Origin of the sequence: Streptomyces sp. NBC_00249, assembly GCF_026342355.1 — a bacterium.
Lineage (GTDB): Bacteria > Actinomycetota > Actinomycetes > Streptomycetales > Streptomycetaceae > Streptomyces.
This window is the reverse complement of sequence record NZ_JAPEMV010000008.1, coordinates 421,925-447,042: the sequence shown is the minus strand read 5'-3', so window position 1 is coordinate 447,042 and position 25,118 is coordinate 421,925. Positions and strand designations below refer to the sequence as shown.

The following is a 25,118-nucleotide window of genomic DNA, read 5'->3' as shown; positions in this document are numbered from 1 at the left end:
CGTCCGCGTCATTCGAGGAACTGTGCCGGGGGGCGGCGTCGGCCCGGGGTGATGCCGCCGGTGGGGTCGCCGCCCGTCGTGTCGCCTCCGGTGGTCTGGCCGCCGGTGGTGTCGCCTCCGGTGGTCTGGCCGCCCGTGGTGTCGCCCCCCGTGGTCTGCCCGCCCGTCGTCTGGCCTCCGGTGGTGTCACCGCCCGTGGTCTGGCCCCCGGTGTTCTGGCCGCCCGTCGTCTGGCCGCCGGTGTTCTGGCCCCCGGTCGTCTGGCCGCCGGTGTTCTGGCCGCCGTTCGTCTGGCCGCCGTTCGTCTGTCCGCCCTGCGTCTGCCCGCCCGTCGGCGGGGTCGGCCGGGTCGGTGGGAACGGCGGCCGGCTGCCGTCCTCGGGCTCCTCCGGGGTGGTGGGTGCCACCGGCGGCGGGAGCTGTGCCGCGCCCGGCTGGAGTTCGAGGTCGAAGTCCACCGGGTCCGAGCCCTCCAGGGCCGTCTTGGTGTAGGCCGCCCAGATCCGCGCCGGGTAGCCGCCGCCCCCGATCCGCGCCTCGCCCAGTGCCCCGTAGAGGGACTGGAGGGTGCCCGTGTCCGGGTCCTGGCCCATCATCGACACCACCGTGACCAGGTCCGGGGTGTACGCCGCGAACCAGGCCGAACGGTCCAGCTCGGCGGTGCCCGTCTTGCCCGCGGCGGGCCGCCCCGCCGCGAGGGCCGCCGTACCGGTGCCGTTGTCGACGACGCTGACCAGCATCGAGGTGGTCGTGTCGGCGGACTCCCGGCTGACGGCCTGGCGCGGGGTGCGGTCGGGGAGGTGGATGTTCTCGCCGCCCTTGGAGATCTTCTCCACCAGCGTGTACGGGGTGCGGCGGCCGTGGTCGGCGAGGGTCGCGTACGCGTGGGTCATGTCCAGGACGCTGGCCTGCATCGTGCCCAGCGCCATGGCGGGGACGGGCGGGAAGTTCGGGGTGCTCTCCGGGATCCCGAGGGCGACGGTGGTCTCCTTGACCTGCACCGTGCCGACGTCGACGGCCATCTGCGCGTACACCGCGTTCACGGACAGGTCGGTCGCCGTGTTGACGGTGATGTTCCCGTACGAGATCTGGCCCTCGTTCTCGGGGTTGTAGCGGATCCGGCCCCCGACGACGGGGCGCCTGTTGTCCCCGTTGTAGATCGTGTTCGGGGTGATGCGGCGGCCGTCCTGGGTGCGGGAGTCGTTCTCGACGGCGGACGCGAAGACGAACGGCTTGAAGGTGGAGGCCACCTGGTAGTCGTGCCGGGTCGCGTTGTTGACGTACTGCTTGGTGTAGTCGATGCCGCCGTAGAGGGCGACGACCTTGCCGGTGGCCGGGTCGATGGAGACGCCGCCGGCCCGCACGAAGCGGTCCTCGGGGCGGGCGGCCGGGTCGAGCTTGTCGACCATCTGCTTCTGGACGGCGTCGACGAAGGCGTTCTCGCGGCGCTTGTCGATGGTGGTGGTGATCCGGTAGCCGCCCTCGGCCAGGGTCTTGTCGTCGAGGATCTTGTTCTCGCCGATGTAGTCCTTGACGGCCTCCACCAGGTAGCCGCGCTGCCCGGACAGTCCGGCGGCCGGGCGGATCTTGCCGGGCTCGGGGAAGGTCGCGGCGGCGCGTTCCGCCGGGGTCATCCACTTCTTCTTGACCATGCCGTCGAGGACGTAGTTCCAGCGGGCGACGGCGCGGTCGCGGCTCTGGGGGTGGGCGACGACGTCGAAGGCGCTGGGGGAGTTGAGGAGGGTGGCCAGGTAGGCGCCCTCGGCGGTGGTGAGCTTGGTGACGTCCTTGCCGTAGTAGGCCTGGGAGGCGGCCTGGATCCCGTACGCGTTGCGGCCGAAGTAACTGGTGTTCAGGTAGCCCTCGAGGATGTAGTCCTTCGACTTCTCGCGACCGAGTTTGATCGCGATGAAGAACTCCTTGACCTTGCGGTTCACGGTCTGTTCCTGGCCCAGGTAGTAGTTCTTGACGTACTGCTGGGTGATGGTCGAACCGGACTGCTTGCCCTTGCCGGTGACCGTGTTCCAGGCGGCGCGGACCATCGCCTTCGGGTCCACCGCCCGTTCGGAGAAGAAGTCCCGGTCCTCGGCGGCCAGTACGGCTTCCTGGACGGTCCTCGGGACCAGCGACAGGGGGACGTTGACCCGGTTGACCTCGCCGTCACGGGCGAGTTGGGAACCGTCCGCGTAGAGGTAGACGTTGGACTGAGCGGTGGCCGCGGCGTTCGCCGGCGGGATGTCCACCAGCAGGTAGCCGGCGACCAGCGCCCCGCCGATCAGCAGGGCCAGCAGCAGGACGCCGCCCACGACCATCCGCCAGGTGGGGACGGCGCGGCGCCACCCGGTGCGCCGGGGCCTGCCCTTGGCCGGACGGGCGCCGGGGCCGCCCGGGCCGCCGGGGGGCGGCTGACCGGGCTCCGGCCGCCCGGGTTCACGGGCCGCGGCCGGTTCCTCGGGGGTGTCCGGGTCACGAGGGGTCCAGCCCTGTGGTGGTGACTGGTCGCTCATCTCCAGGACTCCTCAGGGCCGTACGAAACATCCACATCTGTACCTCATGGTGTCTACCCGATGGCCGGTGATTCCGCTCCGGACGGGCATAAAACGGTCGCGTGGCTCGCCCCTCCGCACTAAGCTCGCGCGCTTTGGCCGACGTAGGAACGATGTGGGAAACGGAGGGATACGGTGCGTCAGAGAGCGGAGCTCTACCTGGCCGTCGCGGCCGGGGGGTTCAGGCGCTACGCCACGTACGGGACGGCGACCGCCGCGGGTGTGTTCACCAACACCGTGTTCGGTTTCATCGTCGCGTACACGTACATCGCGCTCTGGGACGAACGCCCCGGTCTCGGCGGCTACGACCAGGCGCAGGCCCTCACCTTCGTCTGGGTGAGCCAGTCCCTGCTCGCGGCCGCGGCGCTCATCGGCGGCGGCTTCCAGGAAGAGGTGCAGGAACGCGTCCGGACGGGTGACATCGCCGTCGACCTGTACCGGCCGGCGGACCTCCAGATGTGGTGGCTCGCCGCCGATCTGGGCCGGGCCGCCTTCCAGCTGCTGGGCCGCGGAGTGGTGCCGCTGGCCGTGGGGGCGCTCGTCTTCCCGCTGGCGCTGCCCGCCGATCCGCTGCGCTGGCTGCTGTTCGCGGTGTCGGTCGGCCTCGCGCTGGTGGTCAGCTTCGCGGTGCGCTACCTGCTGGGGCTGGCCGCCTTCTGGCTGATGGACGGCGCCGGGATGAACCTGATGGCCACCGTCGTGACGATCTCCTTCTCGGGGATGCTGCTGCCGCTGACGGTGTTCCCGGGCGGTTTCGGCGAGCTGGTGCGGGTGCTGCCCTGGGCGGCGATGCTCCAGGTCCCGATGGACGTCCTGATGGGCACGCACGAGGGCGCCGGGGGAGCCGCCCCGGCGCTGGCCTTCCAGGCCGGCTGGGCGCTGGCCCTGCTGGGCGCCGGGCGGCTCGTGCAGTCGGCGGCGACGCGGAAGGTGGTGGTCCAGGGTGGCTGAGACGGAAACCGTCGCGTGCGGTGCGCGGACGCCGCAGGATCCGCCGCGCGGCGCGGTCAGCGGCCGCGGCCGGGTCCGGGAGGGGCTGCGCGGCTACCGGCTGATCGTGGGGATGTGGATCCGGTCGACGATGACCTACCGGGCGTCCTTCGTGCTGTCCACCGTGGGGAACGCCGCCATCACCCTGCTGGACTTCGTCGCGATCACCGTCATGTTCTCGCACGTGGACGCCCTCGGCGGTTTCACGCTGCCCGAGATCGGCTTCCTCTACGGCTCCTGCTCGGCCTCCCTCGGCCTGGCGGACCTCTTTCTCGGCAACACCGACCGGATCGGCGCCCGGATCCGCGACGGCTCGCTCGACACCATGCTGGTGCGCCCGGTCCCGGTGCTCGCCCAGGTCGCGGCGGACCGGTTCGCGCTGCGCAGGCTGGGCCGGGTCACGCAGGGGCTGGGGGTGCTGGCCTGGGCGCTGTCGCTGCTGGACGTGCAGTGGACGGTGGGGAAGGTGTTGTTGGTCCCGGTGATGCTGCTGGCCGGGGCGGGGATCTTCGCGGCGGTGATGGTGGCCGGTGCGGCGTTCCAGTTCGTGGCCGGGGACGCGGCGGAGGTGCAGAACTCCTTCACGTACGGGGGCGCCACGATGCTCCAGTACCCGCCGGCGGTGTTCGCGAAGGACCTGCTGCGCGGGGTCACTTTCATCGTCCCGCTGGCCTTCGTCAACTGGCTGCCCGCGCTGTACGTGCTGGGGCGGCCGGACCCGCTGGGTCTGCCGGGGTGGGCGGCGTTCCTGAGTCCGCTGGTGGCCCTCGTGGTGTTCCTGCCCGCGTCGCTGGCGTGGCGCGCGGGAGTCCGTTCGTACCGAAGCACGGGGAGTTGAGCATGGTGGACCGGGATGCGCTGATCTCGCTGGACGGGGTCGAGAAGGTCTTCGACGTACGCCGCCGGGTGAGCTTGATGCGGCGGGAGAAACGGCAGGTCAGGGCCGTGGACGGGATCAGTTTCGAGGTGCGGCGGGGGGAGGTCGTCGGCTACATCGGGCCCAATGGCGCCGGGAAGTCGACCACGGTGAAGATGCTGACCGGCATCCTCACGCCGAGCGGCGGCCGGCTGCGCGTCGCCGGGATCGACCCGTCGCGGGAGCGGATGCGGCTCGCGCACCGGATCGGCGTGGTGTTCGGGCAGCGCACCACGCTGTGGTGGGACCTGCCGCTGAAGGACTCGTACGGGCTGATGCGGCGGATGTACCGGATCCCGGCGGCGCGGTACGCCGAGAACCTGGAGCGGTGCGTGGAGCGCCTCGACCTGGGTGCGCTGCTCGACGTACCGGTGCGGCAGCTGTCGCTGGGGCAGCGGATGCGCGGGGACATCGCGGCGGCGCTGCTGCACGATCCGGAGGTGCTGTACCTGGACGAGCCGACGATCGGGCTGGACGTGGTCAGCAAGGCGAAGGTACGGGGCTTCCTGCGGCAGTTGAACGAGGAGCTCGGGACCACGGTGCTGCTGACCACGCACGACCTCCAGGACATCGAGCAACTGTGCGAGCGGGTGATGGTGATCGACCACGGGCGCCTGATGTACGACGGCACGCTGGGCGGGCTGCATTCCGTCGGGGAGAGCGAGCGGACCCTCGTGGTGGACCTGGAGCGGGAGCTCGCGCCGATCGAGGTGGACGGGGCGCGGGTGGTGAAGGTCGACGGGGCGCGGCAGTGGCTGGCCTTCCCGGCGGGGGCTTCGGCGGCCCCGCTGGTGGCGGCGGTGGCGGAGCGGTACCCGCTGCTGGACCTGTCGGTGCGGGAGCCGGACATCGAGGACGTGATCGCGCGGATGTACGCAGGGCGGGGGTGAGGCGCGGGGTGAGGCGCGGGGGTGGACCGCCGGGGAAAGATCAGGGTCGGACCCGGGGTGGGGGTGGGGGACGGCCCGTACTCCTGGGCGGTCCCAGTGCATAGGGTGGTCCACATGAGTGACGAGCGGCCGGAGAAGCCGTTGCCGGAGGAGCCGTTGGCGGAGAAGACGTCGCTGGAGAAGGCGCCTGCGCCAGGGGCGCCCGCGTCCGCGTCGGCGTCGGCGCCCGCGCCCGAGCCCGCGGCGTTGAGGGCGTCGGACGCCGACCGGGAGCGGGTGGTGGACCGGCTGCGGGACGCCGTCGCCGAGGGCCGGCTCGACATGGAGGAGTTCGAGGAGCGGCTGGAGGCGGCGTACACGTCCCGTACGTACGCGGAACTCGAACCGCTCACCCGCGACCTGCCGGCGGTGTCCCCGGTGGCCGGGGAGTTCCCGGCGGCGGCCGGGCAGCCCGGTTCGGGGTCGTGGGCGGGCCGGATCGGCGGCTCGGGCACCTCCGCCACCGGTGTCGCCGTCATGGGCGCCTTCCAGCGCCGGGGCCGCTGGACGGTGCCCCGCCGCTTCAACGCCTTCGCGCTGATGGGCGGTGGGGAGATCGACCTGCGCGAGGCGAACTTCGCGGAGCGCGAGGTCGTCATCAGCTGCGTCGCCGTCATGGGCGGCATCCAGATCACGGTCCCGCCGGGCGTGGACGTCGAGGTCCGGGGCATCGGCATCATGGGCGGCTTCGACCAGCGCCGCAGCGGCGACCACGCGGCGGAACCGGGCGCGCCGAGGGTCGTGGTGACCGGCCTCGCCTTCTGGGGCGGGGTGGAGATCAAGGTCAAGCCGCTGAAGGGCAAGTCCCTGGGCGGCGGCACGCCCCGCAAGGAGCTGTAGGCCGTAGTCCGCAGCCCGCGCACGTGGGTCCGTACGGCGCGCCGGGAACTCCCCGGGGCTCCCGGGAGTCGGATGCTATGCAGACAAAACGGCCACCGGGGGAAGGCGGGAGCACGTGAACGACGTGGACGGGGAGAGTCGTACGAGACCGGCCGCGGTCACCGCCCGGGGCGGGTTCGTCTTCAGCGCGGCCGACGAGGAGCGGCGGCGCGGGGTGCGGCGGATGAAGACCACCGCGACGGGCCTGCTGATGCTGGTCGCGCTGGTCTACGTCCTGGCGAAGTACGCCCAGCACGGCTGGGGCGCGGGCGGCTGGGCCGGGTACGTCGCGGCTGCCGCCGAGGCCGGGATGGTGGGCGCGCTCGCCGACTGGTTCGCCGTCACGGCCCTGTTCCGGCGGCCGCTGGGCCTGCCCATCCCGCACACCGCGATCATCCCGACCAAGAAGGACCAGCTCGGCGTCTCCCTCGGGGAGTTCGTCGGCGAGAACTTCCTCTCCTCCGAGGTGGTCCGCGCCCGCCTGCACGCCCTCGGCATCGGCGGCCGGCTCGGTGCCTGGCTGGCCGAACCCGCGCACGCCGACCGGGTCACGGCCGAACTGGCCACCGCGCTGCGCGGGGCCCTGACCGTCCTGCGCGACTCCGACGTGCAGGCCGTCGTCGGCGAGGCCATCACGCGGCGCGCCGAGACCGCCGAGATCGCGCCGGGCATCGGCAAGACCCTGGAACGGGTCGTCGCCGACGGCGGCCACCACCGCGCCGTCGACCTCGTCCTGACCAAGGCCCACGACTGGCTCGTCACGCACGGCGACTCGGTGATGGACGCCGTCCAGGGCGGCGCCCCCGGCTGGACCCCGCGCTTCGTCGACCGCAAGATCGGCGACCGCGTGTACAAGGAGCTGCTGCGCTTCGTCACGGAGATGCGCGACATGCCGGGACACCCGGCGCGCGGGGCGGTCGACCGCTTCCTGACGGACTTCGCGGCCGACCTCCAGTCGGACACGCAGACGCGGGCCCGGGTCGAGCGGCTGAAGTCGGAGATCCTGGCGCGGGGCGAGGTGCAGGACGTGATCGCCTCCGCGTGGACGGCGATCCGCTCGATGATCCTGTCGGCAGCGGAGGACGAGCAGAGCGAACTGCGGCTGCGGGTCCGCTCCTCACTGATGTCGCTGGGGGCGCGGCTGGCCACGGACGGCCGTCTGCAGGGGAAGGTGGAGGGCTGGATCGAGGGCGCGGTGGTCTACGTCGTCACCACCTACCGCACCGAGATCACCTCGCTGATCACGGACACGGTGGCGGGCTGGGACGCCGAACACACGTCCCGCAAGATCGAGGCCCACATCGGCCGCGACCTCCAGTTCATCCGCATCAACGGCACGGTGGTCGGCGCGTTGGCGGGGCTGCTGATCTATACGGTGTCGAGGGCGTTCGGGGCGTAGGGGGGCGGGCAGGGACCCCGGCCCTTGTCCTGGGGCAGGGGTGGCACCCTCGGCGAGGCGTGCGCTGCTCTGCCGGGCGCGGGGGAAATCCAGCCCCGCCGGCGTTTGAGGCGCGGGGGCCCGGGGGCTGGCCCCCGGCAGCGGACCCGCACCCGTACAGGGTCCGGGCGGAGCCCGGGGAACGGGCGAAGGGCGGGTCGGGGACGCCCCCGCGCAGCGGCCCACCCCGCGGCGGCGCGGGGGCCGGCGTCAGCCCCGGTCGGCGACAGCCCAGGCGGTCGCGGCGACAACCCCGGCGGCCCCGATGACGGCCGGCCACGCCCCCACCTTCTTCGCCAGCGGATGCGCCCCCGCGAAGCCGGCGAGGTACAGCGCCCCCAGCCCGGCCGCCGCCGGGGTGCCGCCCTGCCGGTGCCACTCCCGCCCGGCCACGAGCCCGGCGGCGCCGAGCACGACACCGCCGAGCGGCCGCTTCTTGGTCCAGCGCGCGACGGCGTACCCGCCGACCAGACCGGCCGCCGCCACCACGGAACTCGGTACCCGTGCCATGTCGAACTCCTCGTTGTAGTCAGTCAATTGATTCGGTCGTTCCCAAGAACCGCGCGGTCCGTCGACCCGACGGCACCCCACCGGCAGGCTAACGCGGACGCCTGGACACCCGTCGGGCCCCCACCGCCCCGAGCGCCAGCACCGCCCCGCCGATCACGGCGTCCGGCAGCGCACCCCGCACGGCCCGCGGCAGCAGTGCCACCACCCCGAGTACGAGGAGAAAGGCGAGCGCGCACCGTCCGGCGATCCGCAGCATTCTGTCCACGGGCTGCTCAACGCCGCCGCCCGGCCCGCGACACGGACGACGCGGAGGCGATTTGTCGCACACTCGCCGGTTCTGCGGAGCGCCGGGCCGGGGAACTTTCTACGCGTAGATTCGGTCTTCCAGGGGGAAACCCGCTCAACCCACACCCCACCGGGAGTCGACACCGTGATCTCTTACGGACGAGCCGTCCTCGACCTCGCGGACGAGCTGGTCGACACCTACGCGGAGGTCTTCTCCGCCCCACCCTGGAACGAAGGCGAAGAAACCATTCGCCAGTTCTCGACCCGCCTCCAGGCGGACGTCCGGCGTCCGGGGTTCCGTACCGCCTTCGCCCAGTCCGCGACCGGCATCGAAGGCTTCGCCACCGGCTGGCTGACCGCCTCCCCCTTCCCGTCCCACCGCGCCTACCCGCAGGTCGCGGCCCAGCTCGGACGGGACCGCGTACGGGAGCTCCTGGTCGGGGCGCTGGAGATCGACGAGCTCGCCGTACGCGGCCCCGCGCGCGGCCACGGCACCGGCCGGACCCTGCTCACCGAGATCACCGCGGACGCCCCCGACGGCCGGGCCTGGCTGCTCACCTCCCGGCTGGCCACGGACACGGTGGCCACGTACCGCCGCCTCGGCTGGCACGAGGTCCCCGCCCTCCCCGGCACCCAGACGGGCGTGATCGTCTTCCTCGCACCGGAACACCCGGGCCGCCCGAGCTGACTCCGCCGCCCCGCAGGCGCACCGGCACCCCTGCCCGGGCCGGTGCCCGCCCGGGACCGTCCGGCAGCGGAGCCCGATCCGGTCGGGCCCCCTCACCGGCCCACGGCAGCGGCCCCCGAACCGGAGGAACACCCGCCCACCCGACGTAGACCGCCGGAGGCCCGGGCATACCCGGGCCATGATCACACCCAAGGAACGCGTACCGGTGGCCCGCAGGCAGCTCGGCCTCGCCACCCGCCACCAGCTCACCACCGTCGCCGGGATCCCCGACACGACCATCACCTCCCGCACCCGCCCGGGCGGCCCCTGGCAACGCCTGCAGCCCAGGGTCTACCTGCTCCAGACCGGACTCCCTGACCACCGTCAACGGGCCCTCGCCGCCGTCCTGTACGCCGCCGAGCCCACCGCCGACCCGCTGTCCGGGGACACCGCCGCCCTCACCGGCGCCGCCGCGCTCTCCCTCCTCGGGATCCGCGACGCCGCGCCCACCCCGCCCGCCCCCGCCGACGTACTGATCCGCGCCCCGCGCCGGCTCACCGGCACCCCGGACGTCCGCCCGGCGCCGACCTCCCGCTGGCCCCGCACCATCACCGTCGCGGGTGTCCCCAGCGCCCGCCCCGTCCGCGCCGCCGCCGACTTCGCCGCCCGCGCGGAACCCGGCGCGCCGCCGGACCGGATCCGTTCCGTCCTGGCCCAGGTCGTCCAGGCCGGCTGGTGCCACCCGCACGACCTCCACGCCGAACTCCGCGCCTCCCGCCTCCTGTCCCGCCCCGCCGTCCGCGAAGCCGCGGCGGAACTCCTGGCCGGCGTCCGCTCGGTCGCCGAGGGCCGGGCCCGCGACGCCCTCACCGCCTCGGACCTCCCGGCCCCGCTGTGGAACGCCCGCCTCTACACCCCGGACGGCGCCTTCCTGGCCAGCCCGGACGCCTACTGGCCCGACGAGGGCGTGGCCCTGGAGGTCGACTCGGCCGAGTACCACTACACCCGCGACGCCTGGCACGCCACCCTCCGCCGCCGGCTGCGCCTGGAGGCCCACGGCATCCTGGTGGTCAGCGCGACCCCCTCGATGATCCGCGACACCCCCAAGGAAGTCCTCGCAGCCCTCCGCACCCTCACCACCCCCCGCCCCACCCCACCCACAGCCCAAGCCCGCGGCCACCAACAGCTCCCGCTGCCGTTCGCCTACTGACTGGAGGCCGCGAGCAGGAACCCGACGTCCTCGTGCCGACCGGCGTGCTGGAAGGCGGCCGTGATGTCCAGTACGGCTTGCCTGTCGGTACGTTCGCTCACGCCGGCCAGTACGGACTCGGCCGCCTCGTCGAACCCCGCGGTGCGGCAAGACGCGACGGCGTTGATGAGTTCCGGGGCGGAGAGGGTGAGGCCAGCACGCCACAGGAGCAGTCCCGCGTCGCGGTCCTTCCCTTCGGCGATGAAGCCCGCCAGTCTCTCCAGCTCCGTCCAGCCCGTACCCGCGACTGCCGCACGCGGCCGGTCCCCCTCGCCCGGGGGGACCGGCACCTGCCGCCGGGCCGCGGCGGCCGAGACAGCGGTGCGTGACAGGGCGCGACGGCTGCTGGAGCGGAGGCGGCGCCTGTGTGAGCGGGGCCGGACTGCTGCCGGGGCGGAAAGCGGAAGGGCCGGCGAGCCGTCAGATTCCTCAGCGGACACGCTGTTCCGGGGGTGCGGTACGCAGTCGCAGTGCTGGAGCCGGGCGATCCTGCGGAGTTCCAGCAGCTCATCCAGCGAGCAGGGCAGCTCGCCTCCTTCCCCTCCCGCTGCCGTCACTTCCGCCTGGACGGCCGTGAAGAAGGCCCTGACCTGTGGCTCTTCCGGAACGCGGCCGCCGTTGAGGTGGTTGGAGAGGCTCGTCGCCACGATGTGCCCGGCTGCGGCGATCTGGGCCTGGGTGCGAAGGCTGCAGTCGCGGACCCTGCGGAGCATCCGCACGAACTCCGCATGCCCTGCGGACATGTCCACAGGCAGCTCTTTCCACTTCCCTGTTTGTCGTGGCACCGCAACTCCCTTTCTCCCCAGGCTTCGAAGTCTCTCCGAAGTCTTCCGGCAAACACCTGTGGGGTGAACCGGATGAAGTTTTCATCTGCCCTCGAAGTGCGGTGAGGGATGGCTTCCCGGCCTGGCCGTGCGCAAGAGTTGTGACGTCCGCTGAAGCTGCCGGTGGGGGATTCTCGGGCTCAGTACGGGCACTTGAGGCTGGCTGGAATGAGGAGAGACGCAATGGGGATTCCGTCTTGGACGGACCAGAAGCTCGGCACCATGAAGCGTGCCGCGCTGTGGCTTGTCGACGTGGTGGGCGAGGGGAATGTCTTCATCAAGGAAGACGTGAAGAAGGCTTTCCCCGGGGTGAGTCAGGCCGACCGCCGGGTCCGCGATCTGCGGGACTTCGGCTGGAGGATCGACACCAACCGGGAGGACCTGACCCTCGGACAGCACGAGCAGCGCTTCGTGGCGCAGGGTGAGCCGGTCTGGGAGCCCGGGAAGGGGACCCGGCCGGCCACGTCGATCACGGACACCCGGCGCCGCGAGGTGCTGGCACGGGACGGGCACCACTGCCGGTCGTGCGGGATCACCTCGGGTGAGCTGTTCCCCGGCACGTACGTGTCCGCCCAGCTCGACATCGCCCGCCGTCCCGTAGTCCAGCCGGACGGAAGCACCACGGTGGAACACGTGGCTGAATGCAATCGGTGCCGGGTCGGCGGGAGGGGCCTGACGGCCGATCTGACCGCGGTTCTGGCCCGCCTGAGCCGGCTCGGCGGCATGGAACGCAAGACGCTCTCGGACTGGGTGCTCGCGGACGCTCGGGAGTTCGCGGAGGTGGAGCGCCTCTGGGCGGACATCCGGACCCTTCCGGCCGACGCCCGGAACAAGGTGCGCGAGGCCCTGTCCCTGCCGCCCGTCTGACAATAGGAATTACTGCGGGGGTCGCTGAGACGCCGGCCCCCGCGTCGTCCCACCGCACACCCATGGACATGCAGTCAGAGGAGAACACACCGTGAGCATGGACTTCGGCCGGCCGCCCCGAGCCCTTGAGAACCAGGAACTGGTGGAGAAGCGGCTCAAGGAGGTCAGCGCCGGCGGGGGTCTGCAGGAGACGCTGACCGTCGAGTGGCGCACGAAGCCCCTGGTGGTGCAGGTGATCGACATGCCCATTGACCAGGTCTACTTCAATCCTTCGACGCACCGCATCCGCGCGCAGCGCAGCTTCGACCCGGAACGTGACCGCCTCCTCATGGCCGATGCCTGGGACGCCGGGAGCCAGGACTACCTCGCCTACCTCCTTCAGGCCCTGCCCTCCAACCCGGCCAAGCGCGACGGTGACTTCGACGAGCTGAAGAGCAGCCTCAAGGAATACCGCCAGAATGAGCCGGGGCTCATCACCCGTGAGGGAGTCCTCGTCAACGGGAACACCCGGGTCGCGGCTCTCCGCGAACTGGGAGTGCGCAGCGTCCGGGTCGGAGTGCTTCCAGAATCCGCCACGTGGACCGACATCAACGCGGTGGAGCTCTCGCTGCAGCTCCGGCACGACACCCGTCGGCCGTACTCGTACATCAACCGGCTGCTCACCATCGAGGAGCAGGCCGCCGCGGGCCGGCCCATCGCTGAGATCGCGAAGGACTTCCGGATCCGTGCGGACACGGCGGAGCAGGACCGATGGGTTCTGGCCACCCTCAACGACCTTGTGGCACGGTCGAAGAAGGGAGCGGTGCAGCTCAAGCTGATGGACTTCGAGGACCAGCAGGAAAAGCTGCGCGAACTCCACCGCGCCTTTGCCAAGGCCTCACGGCAGAACCTGGGGCAGGCCGACCTAGTCAAGGAGAACAAGCTCGCGCTGATCGTGCTTGATTTCTCCAAGACGGACGTCCGCCTCGCGGACGCTGATTTCAGGCCGCGGTACCTTCAGCGCCATCTCCCGGAGGAGCTGAAGCAGGCTGCGTCGCAGCCTGAGAACAGCCGGGTGATCCCGGGCTTGAACCGTCCTGTCCGGGGCGACAGTCCGCAGGTGGCGGCGGCCAAGTCCTTCACCAATGTGCTGCTCCAGGCGAAGGCCGTGGAGCGCGCCCCCGAGGCCGTGTCCCAGGAAGAGTCCGGCCAGGCCGCGGCGCTCTGGAAGCAGGCCAGGGAAGCGGTGGAGGAAGCCCTCGTGCCGGCGGGCAAGGACGCCCGGCTGCGCAAGCGCAAGCAGGCCGCTCCTGACCGCCTCCACGACGCGGTCCAGAGCATCGAGCAGTGCGTGACGGACATGACGCTCGCCCGCGCCTCCCGCAACCTCGACGAAGAGACGCTGGACGAGGCGCTGCTGGTCCTCAGGGGCAGCCTGCTGAAGCTGGCGCGGGAGGCGGCGCGGATCGAGGAGCAGGGCGACGGCGTCGCCTGGCTGCTCGCTGCGGTGCGGAAGGAAGGGGCGTGACCGGGATGGCTGAGCCGTCCCTCCGGATCGGCTTCGACGTGTCGCGGACCCGGGCCGTGCTCCGGGCCGCCGACTCGTTCGGCGCGGACCTGAACCACCTGGCCGCCGGTTTCCCCGTGGGCGGCCAGCGCGGTCTCCTGACACTGGAAGTGCCGCTTGACGCCTTCCTGTCGGGCGTGGACGTGCTGTCGGACTGGCCGCAGCCCGATTCCGTCGAGTGGGAGGAAGACCTCCTCACCCTCGTCAGGGACGTTTTCGAGGACGCGGACCAGGCCGAGGAACACCTCGATCACAGCCCGGACGCCGCTGGTACGGCGGACGCGAGCGCCGTACCGGAGAGCCTTGGTACGGGCTGGCGCGCGGACCTGACCGGGTTCCAGCGCAGGGACATCTCCCAGCTGCTCACCATGCGCCACGGGGCGAACTTCAGTGTGCCGGGCGCGGGGAAGACCCGGGTCGGGCTCGCGGTCTACGCCGCCATGAAGGAGCGGGGCGAAGCCCGGAGGCTTCTCGTCGTGAGTCCGAAGTCCGCCTACGAGTCCTGGCTCTCCGAGAGCCTGCAGTGCTTCGACGAGGCGCCGGTGACCAAGGTCATGGGCAAGGCTCCGGACCCGCATGCCGAGATCCTGGTCGTCAACTACGAACGGCTGGACCGTTCCCTCACGGGTCTCGCGGGCTGGCTGAGGGCGGCCCCCTCCATGGTGATCCTGGACGAGGCCCACCGGATGAAGCTGGGCTCCGACGGTACGTACGGAAGCGCCTGCATGGCTCTGGGCCCGCTCAGCCGCCGCAGGCTCATCCTCACCGGTACCCCGGCCCCGAACGGGGCGCGTGACCTGGAGAACCTGCTCTCCTTCGTCTGGCCCGGCCATGGCCGCCGTGTGGTGACCCAGGCGGTGGCCGGCGGCGACCTCGCTCACGCCAGCGCCGTCCTCCGCCCACTCTTCACCCGCACGACCAAGAAGGAACTGGGCCTGCCCCCATTCCAGCCGGTTATCCGGTCGGTTCCTCTGGAAGGGCTCCACCGGGAGATCTACGACGCCATGGTCGGCCGGTTCACCGCGCGGGCCGAACTGTCGCGGGACGACTTCGATGCCTTGGGCAAGGCGATGCTCCGGCTCCTCATGGCCGCGACGAGTCCGGCCCTGCTGGTAGAGGGAAGCAGTCGGCACGAGCCCCTTAACTTTCAGGTGCCGCCACTGGACATCCCCGAAGGGGATTCACTCTTCCAGCTCCTCCAGAAACTTCCGCAGCTTGAGATGCCGCCGAAGTACCGGGAAGTCCGTGAAATCGTGCGCAGGAATGCCGATGCCGGCCGGAAGACGCTGGTGTGGTCGACGTTCGTAAGGAACATCACCAGCCTGGAGCGGCTGCTCGGGGTGTTCCGGCCCGCTGTGGTCCACGGGGGTACGGCAGACCGTGACGAGCAGATCCGGCGCTTCCGGGAAGATCCTGACTGCTCCGTGCTGATCTCCAACCCGGCCACGCTGGGGGAGGGAATCAGCCTTCACCACGAGTGCCATGACGCGGTTTATGTAGACCGGGACTTCATGGCCGGGCGGTTCCTGCAGAGCCTGGACCGGATCCACCGCCTCGGGCTGGCGCCGGATACCGAGACGCGTGTCACCGTGCTCGCTTCCTCCGGGACGATCGACGAGGTGGTGGCCCTGCGCCTCGCGGAAAAGCTGGAGTTCATGGGCGCCATTCTTGATGATCCTTCGGTGCGGCAGCTGGGCGATCTGCAGGAGGAAGGGCCGGTGGCCGCCGGGATGGACGAGGGCGATATGCGTGCACTGCTGGAGCACGTGGGGGCGGCTCGGGTCGGCTGAGGCGGCTGGTGGCAGGCGGGCCGGCTGAGGGCCGGTGCGTCTGCCCGCCTCACGGTGGACGCGGGGTGTCAGTGGCAGATGCGACACTTGCCTGTCTGCATCTGCCACATCAGGAGGACTCGATGGGTGCCAGCGATCACACGCTGACCTCGATTGAGATTTGCGCCGGCGCCGGAGGGCAGGCCATCGGCCTCCACCAGGCTGGCTTCCGTCACCTCGCGCTCGTCGAGATCGACCCGCACGCCGCGGCCACGCTCCGACGCAACGTCGCCCACCGCGAAGGCTGGGACTTCGAGCGGGAACACTGCGACATCATTGAAGGCGATGTCAACGATTTCAAGCCGATGGTCCAGCTGGAAAAGGCCTTTGCATATTTTAAGCGAGAGCTGAGGCATGGGGATATCGACCTCCTCGCAGGAGGCGTTCCCTGCCCTCCGTTTTCCCATGCAGGCAAGCAGCTGGGGAAGGACGACGAGCGCGACCTTTTCCCGCAGATGCTGCGACTCGTGGATGACGTTCGCCCCAAAGCCGTCATGATCGAGAACGTTCGCGGTATCAAGGACGAAAAATTCCAGGACTACCGGGACTGGGTTTGGGCGCGCCTGGAGGGCGGCGAAGCCAAGGATCCCGTGACCGGCGAGCTGGAAACGCATAAGGGTGCCGGCTACAAGGTGTGCGGGTGGAAGGTCCTGGAAGCCAGTGATTTCGGCGTCCCGCAGCTGCGCCCCCGCGCCATCCTCGTCGCCATCCAGGCAGACCTGCTCGCCGGGCAGGATTTCCAGTGGCCCACGCCCTGCGCCGAGCCCGTCACGGTGCGCAAGGCCCTTGAGCCGACGATGACAGAGCGGTACGAGCAGTTGATCAAGAAGGGCGGTGACCTGGGCCGGCTGGCCCAGGTCAAGCTTGACGCCTGGCTTGGTCACAAGACCGGCATCGCCCCCACCCTGGTCGGCGGCTCCAAGAAGCATGGTGGGGCGGACCTTGGTCCCAGCCGTGCGAAGGCCGCGTGGAATGAGCTGGGAGTCAACGCGCTCGGTGTGGCCAACTCCCTGGACGACTGTGTGGCGAAGGACAGCTGGGAGCGGGACCTGCTCCGGGACAGGGGCCCCATGCTGACCGTCGCGCAGGCGGCGATCATCCAGGGCTTCCCCCCGGAATGGGACTTCGAAGGAGACAAGTCCGAGGGAAGGCTCCCGGGCAAGACCGCGCAGTACCGCCAGGTGGGCAACGCCTTCCCGCCGCCGGTCGCGCATGCCGTCGGAGAAGCCATCGCCAAGGTGCTCCGTGCCGCCCGGCCCCAGCAGAACGGTCCCGAGGGCGGTCGCTAGCCCCGCAGGGCCTGCGGGTGGCCGCGGCGGTCCTGGACGGCGGCGGCGACAGCGGCAGCGCAGACGTCTGACGGCTCGTGCTCCCAGAACCGGAGCACGAGCCAGCCGGCCTCTTCGAGCTGCCGGTCAGTATCCCGGTCCCTGGCCATGTTCCGGGCCACCTTCTCGGACCAGTAGCCCGGGTTGGTTTTCGGGGAGACGTAATGCTCCGGGCATCCGTGCCAGTAGCACCCGTCGATGAAGACCGCTACCTTCGCTGGCCGGAAGACCAGGTCGGCCGTTCGCCGCAAGCCGGGCAGGGGACGCGTCGCGATCCGGTAGCGCAGTCCCCTGGCGTGCACGAGGCGCCGGATGACGAGCTCAGGCTTCGTGTCGCGGCTCCGGATCGCCTGCATGTTGCGCCGACGGGCCGCTGAGGACGCCCAGGAACCCTCGGGCGGCTGCCAGGAACTCTCATCCGGCATGGTCCTGGTCTCCCTCCATCCGCAAGGCGATCCAGTCCTCCGGCCCAAGCGTGATCTTGTGGGCTGCCGCGAGGTCCCGCTGCTCGGGGAACTTGCCGCAGAGCAGTGTCAGACCGTCGCGGGCAAGGCTCTTCCTGATGTTGCGCGCTCGCCGCAGAGGATCGTGACGCCCCGCACCGACCGTAGCGATCACGCTGCGCGGGACCACGAGCCCCTCAAGATAATTGAACATCATCGAGAACCGGCGTTCCTGTCCCGGGCGCTTGGCAAGAACCCGGCTGGCCTGCTCCGCAGTGAGGAGCGTCAGCGGGTTGACCGGCAGCGGGGTCCAGTCGTACAGGGGCACGCTCCAGTGTTCGCGGGCGTGTACGGCGAGTCCCCGCTTCCCGTCCCGGTTGCCTGACCCGCGGTAGAGCCAGGAACGGTGAGCACGCACGAGCCACGACCGGTGCCGGCTCCGGCCGAGTTGTATCTGCGTGCAGATGCAGAGCTGGCACTGCGCCTCTGCGGGGATCGCCCAGTTCGCGCCGACGGTGGCCTTGAAGTCGACGGGTACGCCGGAGATCACTGTGTCGAGCGGCGGTTCTTTCGGGAGGTTGAAGGAGCGGAGCACCTCGTACTCCAGCTTGGCTCCCACCGAGGCCTTCTCGCCAGGGTGCACGTCGGGGGACAGCAGGTCGTACCGTCCGGTCCGGGCTCCGTCGAGGACGTAGTCGATCGCATTGGCGATGGCTCCCGTGTAGAGCCCCGCGACGTCGTAGGGGCGCAGGCCGTCGAGGACGGCCTGGAGCCCGGAGTCCTCAGCAGGCGTCCGCAGGATGTGCTGGTCCGCATCGGCGTTCGAGCATATTTCCCCCGGTTCATGCAGAACGAGGCGTCCCCTGCTCACCCGCGGACCGCCCCGGAGGGGTCGCCGTGGCACTCCGCGTAGGGCTTGCCTGAGGTGCACCAGCAGGGGGTTGTGGGGGTGGGGGGCCAGGGGGTGGCTTTGCCTCGGGCGGCGAGGGTGGTGGCGTATTCCGCCAGGAGGGACGGGGAGGCCGGGGAGGTTTTCTCCGACGCCGCGAAGGCCTCGTAGGAGGGGACGCTCGCCGTGACGATGCCGAGGTTCGTGGTGCCCGAGGCGGCGAGGGTGCGGAGGGAGGCCTCGATGCGGGCCAGGTGGGTCTCGTGGGAGGGGTATTCCGAGGCCAGGGTGGGGTAGCTGGTCACCAGCTCGGCCAGTTCGCGCTGGGGCCAGTGCAGGATGGCCACCGGGAAGGGCCGGGAGAGGGCGGCGCGGCGGTCGCCCAGTTCGGCGCGCAGCCGGGCGATCTCGGCGCGCAGTTCCGCCGGGTCGTCGGAGCCCAGGGCCCAGATGCGCTTCGGGTCGTGGAGCTCGTCGAGGGGGATCGGGCCCGTGTGGCGGGTGTCCGCGACCATGTCCCAGTCGTCGTGCGGGAGTCCGAGGAGGCGGCGTACGCGGTGCCGGCCCGTCAGGAGCGCGGCGGTGGCCTGGGTGAGCGGGGTGTCCTCCGAGGTGAGGAGGGTCGCGGCCTCGGTGAAGCATTCGAGGGAGGCTTCCAACTCGTCGTGGGACTCCAGCGATTCCGCGATCACCTCCCAGGGCGCCGGGTCCGTGGGGGCGGCGGCGCGGATGCCGGAGATCAGCGCGCGGGCCTCGGCCTCGTGGCCGTACTCCCACAGGTTCGCGGCCTGGAGGGCCTTGATCAGGTGCGGGTCGGCGGGGGAGGCGGCGAGGAGCTGGTCGTACAGGGTGCTCGCCCGCTCGCGTGCGTCGGCCAGTTCGAGGTGGGCCGCGGCCTGGAGGAGCAATGGCTCCTGGTCCTCGGGGTAGCGGGTCGCCGTGCGGATGAGGCGCTCGGCTTCGGCGATGTGCTCGGCAGGCGTGTCGGGGCGCATGGTTCACACCGTACTGCCGCTGGTCAGTTGAGGGGGGAGGACTTAGGGTGCGGGCCGTGCGGGATCACGTGCGTGTGGTGGTGCAGGGAGGCGCCCGGCGCGGGCGCCGGGACGGGCTCGCGCGGGTGCTGTGGGCGGGCGCGGAGCTGATCACGACGCTGGGTGTGGTGGTCGCGTTGCTGGTGGTGCACCAGGTGTGGTGGACCAACCGGCAGGCCGTCGCCGGCGCGCAGGAGAGGGTCCAGGCCTTGGAGAGGGAGTGGGGGGCGCCGCCGCCGGTGCCTGAGCCGGTTTCCGATCCGGTTTCCGATCCGGGTTCCGGTGCTGGTGACGGCCCTGTGGTGGGGGGTGGCACGGCCGACCCCGGGCCCGGGCCCGAAGAGGTTCCAGGGGCGGTCGAGGGGGGTTCGAGTGTGCCCGCGCCCGGTCGTACGTCCGCCAAGCCCGGGCCGCAGCCCGTCCCGCGGTCCACGGCGCCCGCGCGCGAGGAGGCGTACGCCGTGCTGCGCGTGCCCCGGCTCGGGCTCGCCGTGCCCGTCGCGCAAGGGGTCGACAGGCGCAGCGTCCTCGACAAGGGGTACGCCGGGCAGTACCCCGGGACCGCGCAGCCCGGGGCGCGGGGGAACTTCGCGCTCGCCGGGCACCGCAACACCCACGGGGAGCCCTTCCGGTACATCAACCGGCTGCGCGAGGGCGACGAGCTGTACGTGGACGTACGCGGACGCCGCTACGTGTACGTCGTCGGGAAGGTGCTGTCCGAGACCACCGAGCGGGACAGCGGGGTGATCGCGCCCGTACCGCGGAGCGTGGTGAAGCCGGAGTACGGGTACAGCGAGGCCGGCTCGTACATCACCCTCACCACCTGTACGCCGGAGTACACCTCCAAGTACCGCCTGGTGGTGTGGGGGACGCTCAAGCCCGTTGTCGGTGGGTCCGGTTAGTATCGATCGTGAGTACCCGCTCTCGTAGGGGAGTTCGGGTCGCCGTCCGGGCAGGGGTAGGGGGTGGTGGGTGTGGTCGGTTCTTCCGGTGTGCGCCGTGTGCTGTCCTTCTTCGCCTCCGCGCGGGCGTCGCGGCTGCTCGTCACCCTGCTGGTGCTGGGCGGGCTCTTCGGTTTGATGCTCGGGGAGAACGGCCTGGCCGCCGCCGTGGTCGCCCTCGCCGCGACCGTCGCCGTGGGTGCCGCCGTCCTGGCCGCCTGCCTCGTACGGCCCGTGCCGCCGCACCGAATACGTACCGCGATCCGTGATCGCGAGAAGCGCACGGCGTTCCTGCCGCAGCGCGATCCCGACGCCGCCGGCCGTTCGCGGCCCAGGGCACCCGGCCGTCCCGTCCTGACGGCCGCGTAGGGGCGCGCAGTAGTTCCCGATCTCGCCGATCCCCACCGCTCACTGTTGTCGCCCCTCGCGGGTCGTCACGCCGAAATGCACCTTTTTCGACGTTCGACGAGACCCTCCGGAGGGCCCGCGTGTCCGTTTTCACTCATCTTGTTGCCGAGCTGGGCCGGCTTCTCGAACCGGTACTGGCCGAGTCCGCGACCGCTGCCGCGATCGTGCTGTTCACCGTGCTCGTACGGCTCGCCCTGCATCCCCTGAGCCGTGCCGCGTTCCGCGCGGCGAGCCCGGTGTCCGGCTGCCTGCCGCTGCTGCTCCAGCTGCCGGTGTTCTTCGTGATGTACCAGGCGTTCTCCTCCTCCGAGGTCGGCGGCTCGGCCAACGAGCTGCTCGGGCACCGGCTGTTCGCCGCCCCGCTCGGGGCCCGGTGGACCGGGGCGCTGGGGGAGGGCGGCCTGCTCGGGGCCCAGGGGCTGGTGTTCCTCGGGCTGTTCGCGGCGATCGGGGTGGTCGCCGCGTGGAGCGCGGTACGGGCCCGCCGGGCCGCCGCGGCCGCGCCGATGCCGGGGACGGGGACGGGGACGGGGCTCGCGGGCGCTTCAGCGAAGGCGACGGCGAAGGCGACAGGTGCGGACGCGCGGCGCGGGGGCAGGGCCGGGGCGGGGGCACCGCCCGCGCTGACGCCCGAGCAGCAGGCGGCGATGCGCAAGCTGGGCGGCGTACTGCCCCTGCTGTCGTTCGGCACGCTGATCACCGCGGCCGTGGTCCCGCTGGCCGCCGGGCTGTACCTGCTGACCACCACGGCCTGGTCGGTGGCCGAGCGCGCCTGGCTCCAGCACCGCAAGGAGCGCGCGGCGGCGGCCGGGGTGGGAGCGGAAAAGGCTCCCGTCCGCGGGGTCGGCGGAGGGAAGCGTTCCAGCCTGTGAACAGGGTCTTGCGGATTGGTCGGACATCTTGGAGGATCGACCAATCCTCCGATGGCCGCAACCCATCGTCCGGCCCGGGGCATGCCCATGGGCCGACCACCCTCGACCACGGGAGAATGCCCATGAAGCTGCTGCGTGTCGGACCCGTCGGGTCGGAGCGCCCCGCGCTGCTCGACCAGGACGGGACCCTGCGGGACCTGTCCGGCCTGATCACGGATGTGGACGGCGACCTGCTCGCGGACGACTCCGTGCTGTCCCGGGTACGCGAGGCCGCGGCTGCCGGTGACCTTCCCGCGCTCGACGCGGAAGGGCTGCGCGTCGGCTCCCCGGTCGGCCGGATCGGCAAGATCGTGGGCATCGGGCTGAACTACCACGGGCACGCGGCCGAGGTCGGCGCGGAGGCTCCGCCGGAGCCGATCGTCTTCATGAAGGCCCCGGACACCGTGGTCGGCCCCGACGACACCGTGCTGATCCCGCGCGGCAGCGTGAAGACCGACTGGGAGGCCGAGCTCGGCGTCGTCATCGGCGCCACCGCCCGCTACCTGGACTCCGCCGAGCAGGGCCTCGCGCACGTCGGCGGCTACCTGCTGGCGAACGACGTCACGGAGCGCGCGTTCCAGACCGAGCGCGGCGGCACCTGGGACAAGGGCAAGAACTGCGAGACCTTCACCCCGCTCGGCCCCTGGCTGGTCACGGCCGACGAGGTCCCGGACCCGCAGGTGCTCGACGTACGGCTGTGGGTCAACGGGGAGCTCAAGCAGGACGGTCACACCTCGGACCAGATCTTCCCGGTCGGCGAGGTCGTCCGGTACCTGAGCCACTTCATGACCCTGTACCCGGGCGACGTCATCGTCACCGGTACGCCGGCCGGTGTGGCCGCGGGCCAGCCGGAGCCGAAGCCGTTCCTGCGGGCCGGCGACGTGGTCGAGGTGGAGATCGAGGGCCTCGGGCGGCAGCGCCAGGAGTTCAAGAGCGCCTAGCCCTCGCCGTAGAGGGGGAGGGGCGGTCCGCCGGTGGCGGGCCGCCCCTTCCGCGTTCCCGGTGCGCGGGCCGGCGGGGAACGGTTACGCCGGGTCGATGTCCACGGCCACGCCGTCGCGGGAGGAGCGGAGCGCCGCCTCCAGTACGGCCAGGCAGTGCGCCGCCTCGTGCGCGGTGACCGGCGCCGGGCCGCCCGTACGCAGGGCCGCCGCGACCGCCGCGTAGTAGGCGGGGTAGTCGCCGTGCTCGGTCGGCACCGGGATCCCGCCGCCGGTCAGCGGGGACTCGCCGGAGCCGAGGCGGCCCCACAGGTGCGGCGGCTCCTCGCCCCACAGGGTGTCCTCGTCGCCGCCCGGCCGCAGGCCCTCGCGCAGGGCGGCCTCCTGGGGGTCCAGGCCGTACTTCACGTAGCCCGCGCGGGAGCCGAGGACGCGGAAGCGCGGGCCGAGCTGGGCGGTGGTGGCGCTGACGTAGAGGTGCGAGCGGACCCCGTTCGCGTGGGTGACCGCGATGAAGGTGTCGTCGTCGGTCTCGGCGCCCGGGCGGCGTACGTCGGCCTCCGCGTAGACCCGTACGGCCGGGCCGAACAGCACCAGCGCCTGGTCCACGACGTGGCTGCCGAGGTCGTAGAGCAGGCCGCCGATCTCCTCCGGGGCGCCGGACTCGCGCCAGCCGCCCTTGAGCTGCGGCCGCCAGCGCTCGAAGCGGGACTCGAAGCGCTGGATCTCGCCGAGTTCGCCGTCCGCGAGGAGTTTGCGCACCGTGAGGAAGTCGTTGTCCCAGCGGCGGTTCTGGAAGACGGAGAGGAAGGTGCCGGTGCGCTCGGCGGTGGCGGCGAGTGCGCGGGCCTCGGCGGCGGTGGCGGCGAGCGGCTTGTCCACGACCACGGGGATGTCGGCGGTGAGGGCGGCCGTGGCGAGCGGGACGTGCGTCTTGTTGGGGGAGGCGACGACGACGAGGTCGGGGGCGTCCCCGCCGCCCGCGCGGTCCCACAGCTCGGCGGCGGAGGCGACGATCCGGACGCCCTCGTAGGCCTCGCGGGCCTGGGCCTGGCGGCCGGGGTCGGAGGTGACGACGGTGTCGAGGACGAGTCCCTCGGTGGCGGACACGAGGGGGGCGTGGAAGACGGAACCGGCGAGTCCGTAGCCGACGAGCGCGACGCGCAGCGGGCGTGTGGTGGGGGGCGCCGTGGGGGGTGCGGTGGGGGAGGCGTTCATGGATCCACTTTGGCAACACTGTTGCGTAAGTGCAAGGAGGGTGGAGAATGGGCGGGTGAACAGGGGCAGCACGGGCAGTGACGGCAGTCGGGGCGGGGCGAACCTGCCGGCCCTGCGCGAGCACAACGAGGCACTGCTGCTGGACCTGCTGCGCGCCGCCGGCGCGCCGGGACTGGGCCGCGCCGAGCTCGCCGCCCGTACGGGCCTCACCCCGCAGGCCGTCAGCAAGATCATGGCCCGGCTCGCGGCCGAGGGTCTGGTGGCGGAGGCCGGGCGCGGCGCGTCCACCGGCGGCAAACCGCGCACGCTGCTGCGGCTGGTCCCGGGGGCCCGCCACGCGGTGGGCGTGCACCTGGACCGGGACGAGCTGACAGCGGTACGGGTCGACCTCGCGGGCAGCGTGCTCGCGCGGTGGAACGGGCCGCTGGACTTCGGGGCGGGCCCGGACCCGGTCGTGGACGCGGCCCTACGGGCGGTCGTACGGGTCCGCGAGCGCGCGGGCCCGCCCCTGCTCGGGGTGGGCGTCGCCGCGCCGGGGCCGCTGGACTGGCGCAGCGGGGTGCTGGGGCGGGTGACGGGATTCCCCGACTGGGCCGGATACCCCTTGCGGGAGGTGCTCCAGGGGCGGCTGGGACTGCCGGTGGTGCTGGACAAGGACACCAACGCCGGGGTCGCGGCAGGGGCTCCCGCCGGGCCCGAACCCGGAACCTCGGTGTACCTCCACGTGGGCACCGGGCTCGGGGCCGGGCTGCGGCTCGGCGGCGGGATCCACCGCGGGGCCCGCTCGGCGGCCGGGGAGTTCGGCCACCAGGTGCTGCGGCTGGACGGGCCGGCGTGCCGGTGCGGGGGGCGGGGCTGCCTGGAGGTGCTCTGCCTGGACGCGGTGGCGCGGGGCGACCTGGGCGGGGCGGCGCGGATCCTCGGGGAGGGGGCGGCGAACCTGGTCGCGCTGCTCGACGTGGACCGGGTGCTGCTGGGCGGCCGGGTCGTGGCCGCGACGCCGGAGGTGTTCGTGGAGGGGGTCCGGTCGGTGCTGGACCGGCGGGGGCTGCCGGGGGTGGTGGCTCTGGCCGAGCGGGGGGTCGCGGAGGGGGCGGCGGAACTGGCGCTGGGGCCGGTGTTCGGGCGGGGGTGACGTTGCCGTGGCCCGGCGGGGTGCGTGTGTCGCTGCCCGGCCGGCGTGGACCGTCGCCGTCGCCGTGCCCCGGCGTGCGCGGGTCCGCTGCGCGGTGCTGCTCCCCGCCCCGCCCTTCGCCCGTTCCCCGGGGCTCCGCCCCGGACCCCGCGCCTCAAACGCCGGCGGGGCTGGGGGTGGCGCGGCGTACCTCGGGGCTCCGCCCCGGGCCCCGCGCCTCAAGCGCCGGCGGGGCTGGATGTGGCCGGGGCTGCCCGGCCCGCGAGGCGGCATGCACCCCGTGGCGGGTGTCCCCGTCGCCGGTTGGCGTTGTACGGCCGTTCGGGGGGAAAAGGGGGTGGGGAGGCGTGCCGGGGGTGGGTGGGGTTGGGGGGCGTGGCAGGGTGCGGGCAGGG

General features: G+C 72.1%; 24 protein-coding genes. 16 read left to right on the top strand and 8 right to left on the bottom strand.

Features of this window, described 5'->3' with window-relative positions; translation table 11 throughout:
• Nucleotides 1–8: 8 nt before the first annotated feature.
• Complete coding sequence (locus tag OOK31_RS31745; RefSeq protein WP_267090818.1) at nt 9–2,507, bottom strand: transglycosylase domain-containing protein; 2,499 nt, start codon at nt 2,505–2,507, stop codon at nt 9–11.
• Between the two features lie 174 nt (nt 2,508–2,681).
• Here OOK31_RS31745 and OOK31_RS31740 point away from each other — a divergent pair, with 174 nt between their 5' ends.
• The 5 genes from OOK31_RS31740 (at nt 2,682) to OOK31_RS31720 (ending at nt 7,659) form a co-directional block, all read left to right on the top strand.
• Nucleotides 2,682–3,497: an ABC-2 family transporter protein gene (locus OOK31_RS31740; RefSeq protein ID WP_267090817.1), complete on the top strand. Its 816-nt coding sequence runs from the start codon at nt 2,682–2,684 to the stop codon at nt 3,495–3,497.
• A gap of 85 nt (nt 3,498–3,582) precedes the next feature.
• Nucleotides 3,583–4,374 (top strand): ABC transporter permease, encoded by a 792-nt coding sequence (locus OOK31_RS31735; protein ID WP_267090878.1) that lies wholly within the window; start codon nt 3,583–3,585, stop codon nt 4,372–4,374.
• 2 nt (nt 4,375–4,376) lie between these two features.
• Nucleotides 4,377–5,342, top strand: a complete 966-nt coding sequence (locus tag OOK31_RS31730) for an ATP-binding cassette domain-containing protein (protein ID WP_267090816.1) — start codon at nt 4,377–4,379, stop codon at nt 5,340–5,342.
• 114 nt (nt 5,343–5,456) lie between these two features.
• Nucleotides 5,457–6,221, top strand: coding sequence for a DUF1707 domain-containing protein (locus OOK31_RS31725; protein WP_267090815.1), 765 nt, complete (start codon nt 5,457–5,459; stop codon nt 6,219–6,221).
• Between the two features lie 223 nt (nt 6,222–6,444).
• Complete coding sequence (locus OOK31_RS31720) at nt 6,445–7,659, top strand: DUF445 domain-containing protein (RefSeq protein ID WP_267090877.1); 1,215 nt, start codon at nt 6,445–6,447, stop codon at nt 7,657–7,659.
• 249 nt (nt 7,660–7,908) lie between these two features.
• On the opposite strand, the gene OOK31_RS31715 is transcribed toward OOK31_RS31720, so the two are convergent.
• Complete coding sequence (locus OOK31_RS31715; protein ID WP_267090814.1) at nt 7,909–8,208, bottom strand: hypothetical protein; 300 nt, start codon at nt 8,206–8,208, stop codon at nt 7,909–7,911.
• An 88-nt stretch (nt 8,209–8,296) separates the two neighbouring features.
• Nucleotides 8,297–8,473, bottom strand: a complete 177-nt coding sequence (locus tag OOK31_RS31710; RefSeq protein WP_267090813.1) for a hypothetical protein — start codon at nt 8,471–8,473, stop codon at nt 8,297–8,299.
• Nucleotides 8,474–8,638: 165 nt separating this feature from the next.
• Between OOK31_RS31710 and OOK31_RS31705 the strand changes: the two genes are divergently transcribed.
• Nucleotides 8,639–9,181 carry an N-acetyltransferase gene (locus tag OOK31_RS31705; protein WP_267090812.1) on the top strand — a complete coding sequence of 181 codons (543 nt, stop codon included), beginning with the start codon at nt 8,639–8,641 and terminating at the stop codon, nt 9,179–9,181.
• Between the two features lie 178 nt (nt 9,182–9,359).
• Nucleotides 9,360–10,370: a hypothetical protein gene (locus tag OOK31_RS31700; RefSeq protein ID WP_267090811.1), complete on the top strand. Its 1,011-nt coding sequence runs from the start codon at nt 9,360–9,362 to the stop codon at nt 10,368–10,370.
• Here the strand turns inward: OOK31_RS31700 and OOK31_RS31695 are convergent.
• Nucleotides 10,364–11,152 (bottom strand): hypothetical protein, encoded by a 789-nt coding sequence (locus OOK31_RS31695; RefSeq protein WP_267090810.1) that lies wholly within the window; start codon nt 11,150–11,152, stop codon nt 10,364–10,366. The two genes, OOK31_RS31700 and OOK31_RS31695, sit on opposite strands and share 7 nt — an antisense overlap.
• A 264-nt stretch (nt 11,153–11,416) precedes the next feature.
• Between OOK31_RS31695 and OOK31_RS31690 the strand changes: the two genes are divergently transcribed.
• The 4 genes from OOK31_RS31690 (at nt 11,417) to OOK31_RS31675 (ending at nt 16,764) form a co-directional block, all read left to right on the top strand.
• A complete protein-coding gene (locus OOK31_RS31690; RefSeq protein WP_267090809.1) occupies nt 11,417–12,100 on the top strand; it encodes a hypothetical protein in 684 nt (227 codons plus the stop codon).
• Between the two features lie 91 nt (nt 12,101–12,191).
• Nucleotides 12,192–13,607, top strand: a complete 1,416-nt coding sequence (locus OOK31_RS31685) for a transcriptional regulator (RefSeq protein ID WP_267090808.1) — start codon at nt 12,192–12,194, stop codon at nt 13,605–13,607.
• Nucleotides 13,604–15,436: a DEAD/DEAH box helicase gene (locus OOK31_RS31680; RefSeq protein WP_267090807.1), complete on the top strand. Its 1,833-nt coding sequence runs from the start codon at nt 13,604–13,606 to the stop codon at nt 15,434–15,436. The genes OOK31_RS31685 and OOK31_RS31680 overlap by 4 nt, the downstream gene beginning before the upstream one ends.
• Before the next feature lie 122 nt (nt 15,437–15,558).
• Entirely contained in the window at nt 15,559–16,764 is a 1,206-nt protein-coding gene (locus OOK31_RS31675) for a DNA cytosine methyltransferase (protein WP_267090806.1), read from the top strand.
• Here OOK31_RS31675 and OOK31_RS31670 read toward each other — a convergent pair.
• The 3 genes from OOK31_RS31670 to OOK31_RS31660 are packed head-to-tail and all read right to left on the bottom strand — an operon-like array spanning nt 16,761 to nt 19,130.
• Complete coding sequence (locus OOK31_RS31670; RefSeq protein ID WP_267090805.1) at nt 16,761–17,228, bottom strand: very short patch repair endonuclease; 468 nt, start codon at nt 17,226–17,228, stop codon at nt 16,761–16,763. The genes OOK31_RS31675 and OOK31_RS31670 overlap by 4 nt on opposite strands.
• Nucleotides 17,218–18,117 carry a NaeI family type II restriction endonuclease gene (locus OOK31_RS31665; RefSeq protein ID WP_267090804.1) on the bottom strand — a complete coding sequence of 300 codons (900 nt, stop codon included), beginning with the start codon at nt 18,115–18,117 and terminating at the stop codon, nt 17,218–17,220. The genes OOK31_RS31670 and OOK31_RS31665 overlap by 11 nt, the downstream gene beginning before the upstream one ends.
• On the bottom strand, nt 18,114–19,130 hold the full coding sequence (locus tag OOK31_RS31660; RefSeq protein ID WP_267090803.1) for an SEC-C metal-binding domain-containing protein: 1,017 nt from the start codon (nt 19,128–19,130) through the stop codon (nt 18,114–18,116). The genes OOK31_RS31665 and OOK31_RS31660 overlap by 4 nt, the downstream gene beginning before the upstream one ends.
• A 56-nt stretch (nt 19,131–19,186) precedes the next feature.
• Here OOK31_RS31660 and OOK31_RS31655 point away from each other — a divergent pair, with 56 nt between their 5' ends.
• From OOK31_RS31655 to OOK31_RS31640, 4 genes are all read left to right on the top strand, one after another.
• The gene (locus tag OOK31_RS31655) at nt 19,187–20,071 is read left to right on the top strand and encodes a class E sortase (protein ID WP_267090802.1); all 885 of its coding nucleotides are present in this window, start codon (nt 19,187–19,189) and stop codon (nt 20,069–20,071) included.
• A gap of 147 nt (nt 20,072–20,218) precedes the next feature.
• Entirely contained in the window at nt 20,219–20,479 is a 261-nt protein-coding gene (locus OOK31_RS31650; protein ID WP_267090876.1) for a DUF6412 domain-containing protein, read from the top strand.
• 119 nt (nt 20,480–20,598) lie between these two features.
• Nucleotides 20,599–21,390: a YidC/Oxa1 family membrane protein insertase gene (locus tag OOK31_RS31645; RefSeq protein ID WP_267090801.1), complete on the top strand. Its 792-nt coding sequence runs from the start codon at nt 20,599–20,601 to the stop codon at nt 21,388–21,390.
• Between the two features lie 122 nt (nt 21,391–21,512).
• The gene (locus OOK31_RS31640; RefSeq protein WP_267090800.1) at nt 21,513–22,370 is read left to right on the top strand and encodes a fumarylacetoacetate hydrolase family protein; all 858 of its coding nucleotides are present in this window, start codon (nt 21,513–21,515) and stop codon (nt 22,368–22,370) included.
• Nucleotides 22,371–22,454: 84 nt separating this feature from the next.
• Here OOK31_RS31640 and OOK31_RS31635 read toward each other — a convergent pair whose 3' ends face one another.
• Nucleotides 22,455–23,588, bottom strand: coding sequence for a Gfo/Idh/MocA family oxidoreductase (locus OOK31_RS31635; protein ID WP_267090799.1), 1,134 nt, complete (start codon nt 23,586–23,588; stop codon nt 22,455–22,457).
• Between the two features lie 55 nt (nt 23,589–23,643).
• Here OOK31_RS31635 and OOK31_RS31630 point away from each other — a divergent pair, with 55 nt between their 5' ends.
• On the top strand, nt 23,644–24,723 hold the full coding sequence (locus tag OOK31_RS31630; protein ID WP_267090798.1) for an ROK family transcriptional regulator: 1,080 nt from the start codon (nt 23,644–23,646) through the stop codon (nt 24,721–24,723).
• Nucleotides 24,724–25,118: the final 395 nt, after the last annotated feature.

What these genes read in the sequence shown, in the direction of transcription:
- OOK31_RS31745 (WP_267090818.1), bottom strand. Translation starts at nt 2,507, where the DNA reads ATGAGCGACCAGTCACCACCACAGGGCTGGACCCCTCGTGACCCGGAC.
- OOK31_RS31730 (WP_267090816.1), top strand. Translation starts at nt 4,377, where the DNA reads ATGGTGGACCGGGATGCGCTGATCTCGCTGGACGGGGTCGAGAAGGTC.
- OOK31_RS31725 (WP_267090815.1), top strand. Translation starts at nt 5,457, where the DNA reads ATGAGTGACGAGCGGCCGGAGAAGCCGTTGCCGGAGGAGCCGTTGGCG.
- OOK31_RS31720 (WP_267090877.1), top strand. Translation starts at nt 6,445, where the DNA reads ATGAAGACCACCGCGACGGGCCTGCTGATGCTGGTCGCGCTGGTCTAC.
- OOK31_RS31715 (WP_267090814.1), bottom strand. Translation starts at nt 8,208, where the DNA reads ATGGCACGGGTACCGAGTTCCGTGGTGGCGGCGGCCGGTCTGGTCGGC.
- OOK31_RS31700 (WP_267090811.1), top strand. Translation starts at nt 9,360, where the DNA reads ATGATCACACCCAAGGAACGCGTACCGGTGGCCCGCAGGCAGCTCGGC.
- OOK31_RS31695 (WP_267090810.1), bottom strand. Translation starts at nt 11,152, where the DNA reads ATGTCCGCAGGGCATGCGGAGTTCGTGCGGATGCTCCGCAGGGTCCGC.
- OOK31_RS31690 (WP_267090809.1), top strand. Translation starts at nt 11,417, where the DNA reads ATGGGGATTCCGTCTTGGACGGACCAGAAGCTCGGCACCATGAAGCGT.
- OOK31_RS31675 (WP_267090806.1), top strand. Translation starts at nt 15,559, where the DNA reads ATGGGTGCCAGCGATCACACGCTGACCTCGATTGAGATTTGCGCCGGC.
- OOK31_RS31670 (WP_267090805.1), bottom strand. Translation starts at nt 17,228, where the DNA reads ATGCCGGATGAGAGTTCCTGGCAGCCGCCCGAGGGTTCCTGGGCGTCC.
- OOK31_RS31660 (WP_267090803.1), bottom strand. Translation starts at nt 19,130, where the DNA reads ATGCGCCCCGACACGCCTGCCGAGCACATCGCCGAAGCCGAGCGCCTC.
- OOK31_RS31640 (WP_267090800.1), top strand. Translation starts at nt 21,513, where the DNA reads ATGAAGCTGCTGCGTGTCGGACCCGTCGGGTCGGAGCGCCCCGCGCTG.
- OOK31_RS31635 (WP_267090799.1), bottom strand. Translation starts at nt 23,588, where the DNA reads ATGAACGCCTCCCCCACCGCACCCCCCACGGCGCCCCCCACCACACGC.